Below are 13,838 nucleotides of genomic sequence, written 5' to 3'. Positions count from 1 at the left end.
CTAAGTGCGCCTAGGTTTTCTGCGCGCCGTGATGCGTTTCGAGCAATTCGCGAAGCGGCATCGGCTTGGCAAGCAGATATCCTTGGCCGCGGTCAACGCCGAGATCGCGCAAAACCTCCACCTCCTCCTGGCGTTCGATCCCTTCGGCCACAAGGGCTGCGCCGGTTTCGGTGGCATAATGCACCATGGCCGCGCAGAGCGACCGACGTGCACGATCTTCGTCAATATGGTCGACCAGTGACCGGTCGAGCTTGATGATTTCCGGCTTGAGACGAACCATCTGTTGCAGCCCGGAATATCCCGCTCCTGCGTCGTCGATAGCCACGCGGATACCCATGTCGCGCAGCGCGCGAAGCGACCGGTCAAGCGCGGCCCAGTCGCCGACCTGCATGTGTTCCGTCACCTCGATCACGAGTCGATCCGCCGGGTGTTGTGCCAGGATCGGTGCAAGGCGCCCCGTGGCCACGGTCTCGGGGCTGGCATTGAGCGTCAGGTAAAGGTCCGGGGGGATATCACCCAGTGCCGCAAGCGCCGTTTCGATCACACAAATTTCCAGCAACTCCGCCTTCCCGACACGGGCCGCATCGTCAAACCACAGATTCGGCGCGCGATATGGATCGGTCTTGAAGCGGCACAGCGCCTCCATCCCCGATATCCGACCCGAGGCGAGATCGAAGATCGGTTGGTAGACCATCTCGAAATTTCGGGTGCCGAGCGCCGTTTCAATCAACGCCGCTGTCGCCTCCGCCTCCGCCTTCACCTCAAGCGTGCGTTGCACCTCCGACTGGGCGAGGCGCGCGAAGGTCCGCATCAGGCCGAGGTCACGTTGGTTGAGCGACGAATTGGGATTGGGCGACAGGCAGCAGAACATGCCGTAGATCGAACCGTCGCTGCGCTCGATCGGCACGCTGACATGGGCACGGATGGGCAACGCCTTGGTGATCGGCATCGCGGCGGCGAAGGGGATGTCGTGGGTATCGGACATCAATTCGGGCAAGTCGCCCGCAAGGATGTGATTGCAATAGGTCTCCGACAGATCGCGGGTGCCGCCGACCTGTGCGATATGCTCCAGGCCCGGTGCGTCCAGTGCGCGGAACACCAACTTGTCCCCGACGAACTCGGAAAGATACGCGATCTCCATCTGAAGATGGGTGCGCATCGTGTGAAGCGCGTCGAAAATGATGTCTTGGCCCACCGCGACAGAAGCCGGTTTGATCGCACCGATATTGGACATTTGTGGCCTTCCCTTCCGCGCCGTGATCCGCGCCAGACATGGCGAGAGCGGGTTAAGGGAGCGTAAGCACCGCGCGCCGTTACGCCGACAAATTGACGGGGATTAAGCAGATGGCGGCCAAGTATCAGAGCACGCGGAACGCCTTTTCCTGCCGCGCCGTCCACAGAACGCGCAGGCGGGTCGAAGCATCCCCCTGCTCCTCGTGCTCAACCACGCCTTGCTCGAACAGCCAGGCACGCTTGCGCCCGTCCGCATGGGGCAAGTCCAGCACCGCCTCGAAGCGCGGCGGCGATAGGGTTTCGCTGATCGCGGCCAGCATCGTCTCCATCCCCTCGCCCGTGATGGCGGAGGTGGTGAAGATATGCGGCTGACGGGCGGCCTCGGTCCGGCGCGCATCGGCGGTGTCCCGGTCCAGCCGATCAACCTTGTTCCAGACCTCGATCTGGCGGGCGGTGTCGGCAACGCCCAGATCACTCAGGATCGTGCGGACATCCGCGGCCTGTTCTTCGGTTTCAGGATGGCTGATGTCGCGCACGTGGACGATCAGATCGGCGTCCAGAACCTCCTCAAGCGTCGCGCGGAAGGCGGCGACCAATTGCGTTGGCAGGTCGCTGATGAAGCCCACGGTGTCCGACAGGATCACGTCCATCCCATCGGGTAACGTCACGGCCCGCATCGTCGGGTCGAGGGTGGCAAAGAGCATGTCCTTGGCCATGACATCCGCGCCCGTCAGGCGATTGAAAAGGGTCGATTTCCCGGCATTGGTGTACCCCACAAGGGCCACGATCGGATACGGCACCTTCTTGCGGGCGGATCGGTGGAGCGCGCGGGTCTTCACGACCTTCTGCAACTGGCGACGAATTCGCGTGACCGCCTCGTCGATTGCGCGTCGGTCAGCCTCGATCTGGGTCTCGCCCGGGCCGCCCACGAAGCCAAGCCCGCCGCGCTGGCGTTCCAGGTGGGTCCAGGCCCGCACCAGGCGCGTCCGCTGGTAGCTGAGCGCGGCCAACTCGACCTGCAATACGCCCTCGCGTGTGGCGGCGCGGTCGGCGAAAATCTCAAGGATCAAGCCGGTGCGATCCAGAAGCTTGCAGCCCCACGCCTTCTCCAGGTTCCGCTGCTGAACCGGGGTGACAGGGCCGTCGATCAGGACAAGGCCGATCTCTTCGGCTTCGATCCTCTGCCTGATCTCCTCGATCTTGCCAGTGCCGAACAAGAGGCCGGGCTGCGCGCGTGGCAGACGAACGATATCGGCGCCCACGACCTCCAGATCGGGAAGTGCGGCGGCCAAAGCCACGGCTTCGTCGAGCGCGAATTCCGGCCCGCGCCGTCCCTGGTCGGATTTGATGTCAGGATGCAGCACCAGCGCCCGCATCGGGCCATCGCCCGATCCGGTCAGATGAGGGTCGTCCGCGGCACGGGGATCCGCGCTCACTCTTCCCCGTCGTAGAGGTTGATGGGCTGCGCGGGCATCACCGTCGAAATCGCGTGCTTGTAGACCAGCTGGGATTGACCATCCCGGCGCAGCAGCACACAGAAATTGTCAAACCATGTGATCACGCCTTGCAATTTCACGCCGTTGATCAGGAATATCGTCACTGGAACTTTTGTCTTGCGGACGTGGTTGAGAAACGCGTCCTGCAAGTTTTGTTTATTTTCGGCCATTGTTCTTCCGGTCCCGTTGGAGGCGATCCGGGTTGGTCCCCGGACACATCTTGCCGAGCCACTATGTCGCCACTTCAAGGGGATTTCCACCCCCGATGGGAACATGGCACGATCCCGCCGCTCAATCCCGCCAGAATGCCGGATTAATGAGCGCGATCAGAACCAGCGTCTCGACCCGGCCGACGATCATTGCGGCCGCACAAATCAGCTTCGCCGCGTCGGTCAGGGTGAAATAATCAATCGGCACCTCGCCTGCCACGCTGGCCAGGGGACCGGTCGTGGTCAGCGCGGAAATGGCAAGGATCATTGCCGTTTCGAAATCTAGCCCGGTCGCCGCCAACGCCACCATGATGACCGCGATGCTGAGCACCAGAAGCATGAACACGACCCAGGCGATATAGGCGCCTTCACGGCGGATGCGGCGGCCAAGGCGCCCTGCCCCGGCGACCGAGTTGGGATAGATGAGCTTTCCCATTTCGCGCACGCCGTGTTTGTAGAGCGCGTATACCCGCAAGAGCTTCACACCGCCCGCCGTCGTGGCGACGCCCCCGCCCATCAAAACCAAACCGACCAACAACAGGCCCGGGGTCGGAAGGCCCGACCACGCCCGCGCGTCACCCCAGGCGTCGGACACGAAACCGGTCGTCGTCAGGAACGACACGACCGTAAAAACAGATCCCCAAAGCGCGCGCAGCGCGGCCCTCGCATCGGCCAGTTCGTCCACCTCCAGCGCACCGAACCAATGCCGGGCGAACAGAAGCGTTGGCAACACGACGCAGGCAAACAGCGCAAGGCGGATTTCGCGATCCTTGGTCAGGCGGGTGCGGAATTCGCGCCCGATCCCGCTGGAATAGGTGCGCCGGGACAACGCGAACAGAAAGAAGACCAAGATCAGTGCCTCCCCCCCAAGGCCCGCCGGCCGTCCCTCCATCCCCGCAAGCGGCGTGATGCCGGAGGTGGCGAGGGTGGACATGGCGTGGATCGCGGCAACCATCGGCTCCTCCCCCGCGATCACCAGGAGAAGGCCAAGGGCGAGGGTCAGGCCCCCGTAGATCGGCGTCAGGCGCATGGCGTGCTTGCGCAGCCGCTCGGACGCATTGGCCGCCTGCATCATGCCGGATGACGGGCCGGCCTTGCCCTGAACCGCCGCCTCGGACGTCACCTCGTAACCGCCAAGGTTGAGCGGCGCGAGGACCGCGAAGGCCGTGATCCAGATCAGAAGCCCCCCGAACCACGCGACAAGCCCCCGCCAGAGATGCAGCGACGGGGTCAGGCGGCTCGGGTCGAACACCTGCGCGCCCGTGGTCGTCAGCGCCGAGACCATGTCGAGATAGGCATTGATGATCCGCGTGTTTCCGACCGCCTGCTCCATCGGCAGGGTCAGGATCAGGGGCAGCCACAGATAGGCCAGCACCAGTGAGGCCAGATGGCTGCGCTCCGACGGGCGGCGGCGTGGGGTTTGGCTCGCGAACCCAAGCAAGACGGCCGCCATCAGCACGAGGAGCGCGCAGTAGAAGAAGACGCGCGCGGTCGGATAATCCTCCGTCGCCAGCGCCGTGATGGCGGGAATGAACATCGCCCCGCCGCTGACGAAGATCAGGACCACGAAGAAGGGGATGTTTCGGAAATAAGCGGCCATTGGCGGCTGGCCCCGCGCTCAGAAGAAGTCGATGGAGACTTGCAGCAAAGCCTCGACCGCGGGGACATCGGCGGTCAACGCAAAAATCGCCACCGCGTCGCCCTCCTCAATCCGGGTGGAGCCGGTGGGGCGGAACACCTTGCCACCGCGCTGCACCGCGCCCACCAGCGCGCCTTCGGGGAAATCCACGTCACGGATCGCCTTGCCCGAGATGGGAGAGGTCGAGAGAACCTGCGCCTCGATCACCTCAGCCTCGGCGTCACCGATGGAATAGACGCCGCGCACCCGCCCGTGGCGGATGTGCCGCAAGATCGAACTCACGGTCGTGGCGCGCGGGTTCACATAGGCGTCGATCCCCAACGGATGCATCAGCGGCACGAGCGTCGGGTCATTCACGAGGCTGATCGCCATGCCAGCCCCCGCCGATTTCGCCCGGACGGAGGCCAGCATATTGGTCTTGTCATCATCGGTGAGGCTGAGCACGACATCGGCCCGCTCCACACCCGCTTCGCGCAACAAATCAACGTCCAGCCCATCGCCGTGAAGCACGATGGTGCGTTCCAACGCATCGGCGGCAATTTCCGCCCGGCCCCGGTTCGCCTCGATCACGCGGGTGCGCATCCGGGTTGCGGATTTCTCCAGCTTCTTGGCGACCGTCAGGCCCACATTGCCGCCGCCGATGATCAGGATCCGCTCCAACGCCTTTCGGGTCTTGCCGAAGATATCCATCGTGCGGTCGACATCATCGACGTGGGTGAAGACGTAGATCTGATCGCCCGCGAAAAGCTGATCCCCCGGCTCCGGCGCGAACAGAACGCCGTCTCGCCTCACACCCACAACGATGGCGCGCAGGGTCGAAAACAGCTCCGACAATTGCCGGAGCGGCGTGTCGAGAACCGGACAATCCTCATCCAGGTCCACGCCCAGAAGCTGTGCATCGCCGCCCAGAAAGCTTTCGATATCGAAGGTGGAGGGGGATGCGATGCGGTTCAGCACGGCCTCCGCCACCTCCATCTCGGGGCTGATGACGACGTCGATGGGAAGGTGATCGCGCCGGTAGAGGTCGGAATATATGGCATCGAGGTAGCTCTGCGCCCGAAGGCGCGCGATCTTGCGGGGCACGCCAAAAACGGAGTGGGCGACCTGGCATGTCACCATGTTCACTTCGTCCGAAAAGGTCGCCGCGATCACCATGTCGGCATCGCGGGCGCCCGCACGGTCCAGCACGTCGGGATAGCTGGCAAAGCCCGTCAGGCCTTGGACGTCCAGCGTATCGGTCGCGCGGCGCACCAGGTCGGCATTGTTGTCGACCACGGTTACATCGTTGTTTTCCGAGGAAAGATGGCGCGCGATCTGCCAGCCGACCTGGCCAGCGCCGCATATGATGACCTTCATTCGGGTGTCCGTTGGCGGGTCCTGATTGCCGCGCATCTAGGCAGGTTGGGCTTTGGGCGTCAACGGGGCGCGTCGGGGCAGCGCAGGCGGGGTTGAGCGTGGCGCTCCCGGCCCCTAGCCTGCTGCTTCGCCCGCTTCCCCCGTTGAGGGACCACTCATGTTCGCACGTCTCATCCTGTTCGCCCCCCTGATCGTGACGGGCTGTATGGCGCAAAGCGTCTATTATTCCGAAGGCGTAAGCGTCGGGCGCCGTGACGCGGACCTGGCGATGTGCGAGGGAGAGAGCCTTGCCCGATATCCCATCGTGAACGAGACACGCCTCCGCGCCCCGACCTTCATTCCTGCGACCGAAACCTGCGATGCAACTGGCGCTTGCACCCGGACGGACGCATATTTCGAACCCGGCGAACCCTACACAGTCGACATCAACGCCGATTTTCGCCGCCAGGCCATCCGGGGCTGCATGGGCGACAATGGATATGACCGCATCGACCTGCCCTATTGCGAGCAAGGCACGGCGGTCACGCAGACCACCGTGATGCCGCGCCTGACGGGGGATACCTGCCTCTTGCGCCGTGGACCGGGCACGCCGCTGGTCGTGAACCCGGCGCGCTAGGCCCTAATCCTCGCTGACCTGTGCCACGCGTGTCCCGGCTTTCGATGTCGTCACGACACCGAGCGATTTCAGTTTTCTGTGCAGGGCGGACCGTTCCATACCCACGAAACTTGCTGTGCGGCTGATATTTCCGCCGAACCGGTTGATCTGCGCCATCAGGTACTGGCGTTCGAACAATTCGCGTGCCTCGCGCAGCGGCAACGTGGTGAGGGAGGCCGACAGCGTCATCTCATCATCGCTGGACGGCGCCTCGTCCTGCCCCGGAAGGTCGCGTGCCTCGATCGGGCCGTCGCCTTCCCCCAGGATCAGAACCCGTTCGATGACGTTCTTCAACTGCCGCGCATTGCCGGGCCAATTCATCGTTTGCAGCATCGCGGCTGCGTCTTCGCCCAAGGGTCGCGCCGTAAGGCCCTGTTCCTGGTTGAGCAGGTCGATGAAATGCCGGGCGAGTTCGGGAATATCCTCCCGACGGTCCTCAAGCGCCGGCACCTCGATCGGGACGACGTTGAGGCGGTGATACAGCTCCTCCCGGAACCGGCCCGCCGCGATCTCCGCCATCAGGTCACGTGTGGTGGAGGAGATGACGCGCAGATCGACCCGGACTTTCGCGGTGCCCCCCACGCGGGTGAAGCTCTGATCCACCAGCACCCGCAGGATCTTGGCCTGGGTGGCCAGCGGCATATCGGCGACCTCATCGAAGTAGATCACGCCACCATGGGCTTGCTCCAGTAGGCCTTGTTCGACCCCGCGCTGCTGGCTTTCACGGCCGAACAGCACCTCTTCCATGTGATCGGGCTGGATCGAGGCGGAGGAGACGATGACGAAGGGCGCATCGGCGCGGTTCGATTCTGCGTGGATAAAGCGCGCGGCCACTTCCTTGCCGGAGCCGGGTCCACCCGTCAGCATCACGCGCCCGTTGGACTTCGTGACCTTCTCCAACTGGCCCTTCAGGGTCCGAAACGCCGAGGAGGAGCCGATCATATCAGACGACCGCGAATCCTGCCGCCGGAGCGCCGTGTTCTCCCGCCGCAGGCGCGAGGTTTCCATGGCGCGCTTGATCACAACCATCAGCTGGTCGATGTTGAACGGCTTCTCGATGAAATCATACGCGCCCTGCTTAATTGCGGCGACCGCGATTTCCACGTTGCCGTGGCCCGAGATGATTACGACCGGGACTTCGGGATTGTCGCGTTTCACATGGCCCAGGATGTCGATCCCGTCCATGTTGCTGTCCTTGAGCCAGATATCGAGGATCATCAGCCCCGGCTGGCTCTTGTTCAGCTCGGCCATCGCCTCGTCCGAATTGCCCGCCATCCGCGTCACGAAGCCCTCGTCCTGAAGGATGTCGCAGATCAGTTCCCGAATATCGCGTTCGTCATCGACGACCAGAATATCACTCATTCAACTCTCTCCATGCCTGTCGGGCAGTCGCGGCAACGTTATGCGCGCCATGGCTCCACGATGGGCCCCCTCTGAAAACGGGGGCGCATCGCGCAGCTCAAGCGTACCGCCATGCTCTTCAATGATTTTCTTGACGATGGGCAGGCCAAGGCCGGTGCCCTTGTCGCGGGTGGTGACGTAAGGCTCGAACAGCTTCGCGCGGTCCGGTGGCAAGCCGATGCCGTTATCGGCGATGTCGATGCGGATCGTGTCTTCCGCGACCGCCACATCGACGCGCAACTCCGGCTCATGCCCCTCAGGCGCGCCCTTTTCCTGAAGGCTTTCAATCGCTTCACCGCCATTCTTCAACAAATTGGTCAATGCTTGCCCGATCATCGTGGCATCGACCTCGGCCATCACTTTTCGATCCGGAATGTCGGTGATGAAGCGGATGTCTGGCTGCCCCGCGCGTTGCAGCAAAAGTGCATCGTTCAACAGTTGAACCATATCCTCCGTTCGCGTTTCCGGCTCTGGCATGCGGGCGAATTTGGAGAATTCGTCCACGATCCGGCGCAAGTCATTGGTCTGGCGCACGATCACCTCGGTCATCTGCTCCAGCGCGACTTTATCTTCATCGTCCAAGCTCTTGGAAAACTTGCGATTAATGCGTTCGGCCGATAGCTGGATCGGTGTCAGAGGGTTCTTGATTTCATGGGCGATGCGGCGGGCCACGTCGCCCCAGGCCGCCGTCCGTTGGGCAGACACCAGTTGCGTCACATCGTCGAAGGCCACCACGTAGCCTTCCAGCTCCCCATCCAGATTGCGGCGGGCGGCCATGCGAACGAGCAGGCTTTCCTGCTTCCCTGCGCGCGTCAGCTTGATTTCCTCCTGAACCGTTTCCGCCGCGGTATTCGTAAGTCGCTCGAACAACGCCGCAAATTCCGGCACCGCCGCCTCCAAGGTCAGGCCGCTGTCGCGCTGCTCGACCAGTGACAGAAGCCGCATGGCAGAGCGGTTCATGAAATCCACCCGCCCCGATTCCTCCAACCCGATAACCCCGGCCGTGACGGAGCCCAGAACGGAATCGAACAGCCTGCGCCGTTCCTCCGTCGCGGCGTTTTGCTCGATCAGCGTATCGCGCTGCCCTTTCAGCTGCCGCGTCATCTGGTTGAAAAGCCGACCCAACATCGCGATCTCGTCGTCGGAGGTCGCCTCGGGCACGCGCACGTCCAGATCGCCCTGCCCCACCCTCTGCGCCGCGCCGGCCAGGCGCCCCACGGGGCGTGACAGCCTCTCCCCGAAGCTCAGCCCGGCCCAGATCGCAGCTAGGATCATCAAAGTGGCGAACCCGAGATAGAGAAGCGCGAAGTCGAAAAGAAGTCGGCCCCGATCGGATTCTACCTGCCGATACAACAGAACCGTCTGTTCCGTCTCATCGAGCAGCGCGATGATCTGACCGTCGACCTCCCGCGAGATGTAGAGGTAGCGGTCCGGGAACGCCTCCAGCCGGAAAAGCGCGCGAAACTCGTTCTGGGCGCGATCCTCCGACAAGACGAGCTCGCCTTCCGCAGCGCGGGCAAGGTCTTCGTCCGAGGGCCGGTCATAATCGAATAGGTAGGACCGCTCCCCGCGCGCCCGGATCTCTCCGGCACCGTCAATCACGAATGCCTCCCGCAAGCCACGCTGGATCTGGCCCTGCCCCTGGCTGAGAACCTGCCGCAAATCGCCGTCCGACAGGAACGGCACAGCGCGGCGATTGAGGTTCAGAAACGCTCCGAGAGCGCGCGCGTCCTGTTCCAGGTCGTCGCGATGTTCCTCCTGATAGGCCACGGCGGCATCGACGGAATTGCCAAGCGCGGTGGAGACACGGTCCGAAAACCAGCCCTCCAGGCCCATATTCACGCTCAACACCGCCAGAACGGCGACAACGACCGTGGGGATCAGCGCCACGGCCCCGAAAATCGCGGTGAGCCGGAGGTGCAGCTTCGATCCTGCCGAATCCGCGCGGCGCGAAGCCACGATCCGCGCCACTTCGCGCAAAACAAGCGTGGCCACGACGAGGATATAGACGAGATCGGCCAGAACGATCAGCCGCAGACCGGGCGAATCCGCCACCTCCGCCAACGGCCCCAACGCAAGGAATGTCGCCAGGGCAAGCACCGGTGCCAGAACGACAAGCCCGATGGTCCCGACAGAGCGCACACGCCGCGACCGGCGCCACTCCCCCAGACGGTCCAGCAAAGGTTGCTTGTCGCCCATGCTTTGGGCGGGTTCATCCACCACTCGCATCCCCCAATCCACGCGCGCCTTTGGCCTGACAGGACCAAGCGTTTGGAAAGCCTGTTCCCCAAACGCCACGCGACTGTTGCGAGATTACATCAATTTGCGGCGTCGTGTCACGCGAATATCCAGATCGGTGATCTTTTTTCTCAAGGTATTGCGGTTGATGCCCAGAAGGTCGGCACATTTGGCCTGATTGCCGCCCGTCGCGTCCAGCGCGATCTCGATCAAAGGCATCTCTACCTCCCGCAAGATGCGGGTGTAGAGGCCCGGGGCCGGCAAAACACCCCCGTGGAGATCGAAGTAACGACGCAAGTGCTTGGCAACGCTGGCGGAAAGCTTGTCCCCCTCCCCGCCGCCCGCGATCAGCGGCTCGATGGCAGGCTGGCTGCCGAGAACGGCTTCGACCTCCGCACGGGTGATTTCCTCGGTTTGCCCCGTAACGGTCAGACGGCGCACAGTGTTCTCCAATTGCCGCACATTTCCGGGCCAGGAATAGGCGCGGATCAACTCCGCCGCCTCGTCCGAGAACCTGCGGGCGGGTGCCCCATCCCGTTCGGCGCGCGCGAGGAAATGGGTGGCAAGAAGGGGAATGTCCTCTACCCGCTCCCGCAAGGACGGCACCGCCACGCCGACACCACCCAAGCGGTAGAACAGGTCCTGCCGGAACTGCCCCGCCTCCATCTTGTCCATCAGATCCTTTTGGGACGTCGCCATGATGCGAGGCGCATTGTCGGGCATGGCGTCGAGCATTCGCACGATCTTGGCCTGCGCCTCCTCGCCCAGATCACCGACTTCGTCGAACAGGATCGAGCCGCCCTTGGCCCGGTTCAGCATCGTCGAAGGCCCGTCGGCTCCGTCAAGATCGGCGGCAGAGGCCACGACGAACGGCAAGGTGCGCCGGTCGGAAAAATCGTGGATCGCCCGTGCGATAAGGGATTTGCCAGTCCCGCTTTCGCCGGTGATGAGGACCGTCAAATCCGTGTTCATCACCCGTGCCACAAGCCGGTAGAGCGCCTGCATCAGCGGTGTGCGGCCCACCAGCGGCAGATCCTCGCCCTCGCCGGGCAATTGCATGTCCGGCGTCGATCTTGCAGGCGCCGCCACCCGGCGTTTTTCCTGCAAGGCCCGCGATGCCCGTTTCATCAAATCCGGCAGGTCGAAGGGTTTGGGCAGGTAATCGTAAGCGTCTTTCTCCGTCGCCTGAATGGCCGTCATGATCGTGTTCTGGGCCGATATGATGATGACCGGAAGGCCGGGTCGGCGCTCCGTGATCTTCGGCAAGGTCTCCAACCCGTTGCCATCGGGCATGACGACGTCCGAGATCACAAGATCGCCCTTCCCTTCTTCCACCCACCGCATCAGCGTCATCAGGCTGGACGTTGCGTGAACCTTGCAGCCCGCGCGCGTGAGCGCCTGGGTCAGCACGGTGCGGATCGTGCGGTCGTCATCGGCGACAAGTACGGTGCCGTCCATGGATCAGTAGCCTTTCACGTGGGGCCCGGAGGGGCGCGATAGGTCCGGTGGCGGGACGTCTGCGGGGCCAGTTGCGCTAATTGGGACGCGTGCCGATTCGCGGGCGATCATGGCGTGGCATCCTTGGGCGCGGTCGGAAGGGAGATGCGGAACACGGTGTGCCCCGGCACGCTGTCGACGGAAATCCAGCCCTCGTGATCGGCCACGATCTTCGCGATCAGGGCAAGGCCAAGGCCGGTGCCGTTTTCCCGCCCCGACACGAATGGCTCGAACACGTCCCCCGCGATATCGGGCGGGATGCCCGGACCGTCGTCAATCACCTCGATCTGGAGGGGAACCGAACCGCCCGACCCGTCGCGGCGACGCACCTTCAGGCCAAGCTCATAGAACGTGCGCAAGCGGATCGTGCCGCCTTCACTTCCCGCCTCCGCCGCGTTCTTGAGGAGGTTCAGGATCACTTGCAGGATCTGGTCCGGATCGGCCCAGGTGGCCGGAAGTGACGGGTCATAATCGTCCTCGATCACCATATGGGCCGCAAAACCAAGGGCCGCGGATTTCCGGGCCCGGTCGAGCACGTCGTGGATATTGACGGCACGGCGATCGGGCGGGCGGACATTGCCGAAATCCTCCACCTGCTCCAACAGCTTCAGAACGCGGCGCGTTTCCTCCACGATCAGGTCGGTCAGTTCCCGATCCTCCGCGCTGGCATTCATGGAGATCAGCTGCGCCGCGCCGGTGATGCCGGCAAGCGGATTCTTGATCTCGTGGGCGAGCATCTCGGCCATGCCGATGGCGGATTTCGCGGCAGATTTGGACGACATGGCGCGGTCCATGCGCCCCACCAATTCGCGGTTTTCCAGAAGCACAAGGACATGGTCGGGCTTGTCCGCCAGCCCCGCGATCTGCACGTCACAGGCCACGGGCTTGCGGCTGCCCGTGCCGACATCGACGGCATTGACGAAAAGCGGCGCTTGGGCGGAGCGGACCCGCGCGAAACTGTCTTCCAGCGGCGCATCAACGAAAATCTTGTCCCAGACCGGATGGCCGTCCAGGGATTTCATCGACGCGTTCAGGAATGTCTCCGCCGCCGGATTAACGTCGCGAATGCGATCTTCGGCGTCGAGGATCAGCGCCGGGATCGGCAAGGATGCCCAAAGCGCATTCGTCCATTGCGTCATGCCGCCACCCGTTCGGGCGCGTGGGCCAAAGCCTCCGGCAGGGCCGCGATCACGTCTTGGGGCGCCTTTGTGGTCAGCAGGCGCTTGCGCAGGGAGGCGGGTGAGCGCGCGCCATCCATGTACCACCCCAGATGTTTCCGCGCGACGCGCAGGCCAAGGTCCCGGCCATAGAAGTCGAGCATGTCGCGATAATGTCCGATCACCATGTCCGCAAGCGCGTCACCACGCGGGACATCGGGCGCGGGCGCGCCGAACAGGGCCGCCCCGATCTCCGCCAACAGCCACGGTTGTCCCTGAATGCCGCGTCCGACCATGACGCCATCGGCACCGGAACATCTCAACGCCTGGGCCGCGGCGGGCGCGTCGGTGACATCACCATTGGCGATGACGGGGATGCCCACGGCATCTTTCACGTCACGGATCGCGGACCAATCGGCGTGACCGTTGTAGAACTGACATCTCGTACGGCCATGGATGGTGATCATCGCGATCCCCGCATCCTCCGCCCGGCGGGCCAGATCAGCGGCGTTCAGTGTGTCGTCGTCCCACCCAAGCCGCGTCTTGAGTGTCACCGGCACGGTGACGGCCCCCACGACCGCTTCGATCAGGCGCAGGGCGTGGTCCAGGTCGCGCATTAGGGCGGAGCCCGACATACCGCCCACCACCTTCTTGGCCGGACACCCCATGTTGATATCAATGATCCGCGCGCCCTGCCCCTCGGCGATCCGCGCGGCTTCCGCCATCCAGTGGGCTTCCCGCCCGGCCAGCTGCACCGCCGTCGCCTGCTCTCCGAATCCCAGTTCCGCCCGCGCCCGGACGGAGGGCTTGGCCTCCACCATCTCCTGGCTTGCCACCATCTCCGACACGACCAGCCCTGCCCCGAACCGGCTGACCAACCTACGGAACGGCAAATCGGTGATCCCGGCCATGGGGGCCAGCAAGACGGGTGGGTCCAGCTTGATATCCGCGAGCGAA

Annotated in this window: 11 protein-coding genes; 1 reads left to right on the top strand and 10 read right to left on the bottom strand. The window is 63.8% G+C overall.

Annotation, left to right across the window (positions count from 1 at the left end):
- Positions 1–10: 10 nt before the first annotated feature.
- From KUW62_RS07525 to trkA, 5 genes are all read right to left on the bottom strand, one after another.
- Positions 11–1,234 (bottom strand): EAL domain-containing protein, encoded by a 1,224-nt coding sequence (locus KUW62_RS07525; RefSeq protein ID WP_224814876.1) that lies wholly within the window; start codon positions 1,232–1,234, stop codon positions 11–13.
- Positions 1,235–1,358: 124 nt separating this feature from the next.
- Positions 1,359–2,609 (bottom strand): GTPase HflX, encoded by a 1,251-nt coding sequence (gene hflX, locus KUW62_RS07520; RefSeq protein ID WP_224817067.1) that lies wholly within the window; start codon positions 2,607–2,609, stop codon positions 1,359–1,361.
- Between the two features lie 56 nt (positions 2,610–2,665).
- Positions 2,666–2,899, bottom strand: coding sequence for an RNA chaperone Hfq (hfq, locus tag KUW62_RS07515; RefSeq protein ID WP_025312876.1), 234 nt, complete (start codon positions 2,897–2,899; stop codon positions 2,666–2,668).
- A 121-nt stretch (positions 2,900–3,020) separates the two neighbouring features.
- Positions 3,021–4,538, bottom strand: a complete 1,518-nt coding sequence (locus tag KUW62_RS07510) for a TrkH family potassium uptake protein (RefSeq protein ID WP_224814875.1) — start codon at positions 4,536–4,538, stop codon at positions 3,021–3,023.
- Between the two features lie 18 nt (positions 4,539–4,556).
- Positions 4,557–5,933 (bottom strand): Trk system potassium transporter TrkA, encoded by a 1,377-nt coding sequence (gene trkA / locus KUW62_RS07505; RefSeq protein WP_224814874.1) that lies wholly within the window; start codon positions 5,931–5,933, stop codon positions 4,557–4,559.
- Between the two features lie 157 nt (positions 5,934–6,090).
- Between trkA and KUW62_RS07500 the strand changes: the two genes are divergently transcribed.
- Positions 6,091–6,549 carry a hypothetical protein gene (locus KUW62_RS07500; RefSeq protein WP_224814873.1) on the top strand — a complete coding sequence of 153 codons (459 nt, stop codon included), beginning with the start codon at positions 6,091–6,093 and terminating at the stop codon, positions 6,547–6,549.
- A gap of 3 nt (positions 6,550–6,552) precedes the next feature.
- Here KUW62_RS07500 and KUW62_RS07495 read toward each other — a convergent pair whose 3' ends face one another.
- The 5 genes from KUW62_RS07495 to dusB form a co-directional block, all read right to left on the bottom strand.
- On the bottom strand, positions 6,553–7,950 hold the full coding sequence (locus KUW62_RS07495) for a sigma-54 dependent transcriptional regulator (RefSeq protein WP_224814872.1): 1,398 nt from the start codon (positions 7,948–7,950) through the stop codon (positions 6,553–6,555).
- The gene (locus KUW62_RS07490; RefSeq protein ID WP_370632866.1) at positions 7,951–10,218 is read right to left on the bottom strand and encodes an ATP-binding protein; all 2,268 of its coding nucleotides are present in this window, start codon (positions 10,216–10,218) and stop codon (positions 7,951–7,953) included.
- Between the two features lie 84 nt (positions 10,219–10,302).
- Positions 10,303–11,685, bottom strand: a complete 1,383-nt coding sequence (locus KUW62_RS07485) for a response regulator (protein ID WP_224814871.1) — start codon at positions 11,683–11,685, stop codon at positions 10,303–10,305.
- A gap of 107 nt (positions 11,686–11,792) precedes the next feature.
- Positions 11,793–12,863: a nitrogen regulation protein NR(II) gene (locus KUW62_RS07480; protein ID WP_224814870.1), complete on the bottom strand. Its 1,071-nt coding sequence runs from the start codon at positions 12,861–12,863 to the stop codon at positions 11,793–11,795.
- A complete protein-coding gene (dusB, locus tag KUW62_RS07475; protein WP_370632865.1) occupies positions 12,860–13,792 on the bottom strand; it encodes a tRNA dihydrouridine synthase DusB in 933 nt (310 codons plus the stop codon). The genes KUW62_RS07480 and dusB overlap by 4 nt, the downstream gene beginning before the upstream one ends.
- Positions 13,793–13,838 lie beyond the last annotated feature (46 nt).

It is taken from the genome of Hasllibacter sp. MH4015 (genome assembly GCF_020177575.1).
GTDB lineage: Bacteria > Pseudomonadota > Alphaproteobacteria > Rhodobacterales > Rhodobacteraceae > Gymnodinialimonas.
This window is presented reverse-complemented; position numbering and strand designations above follow the sequence as displayed.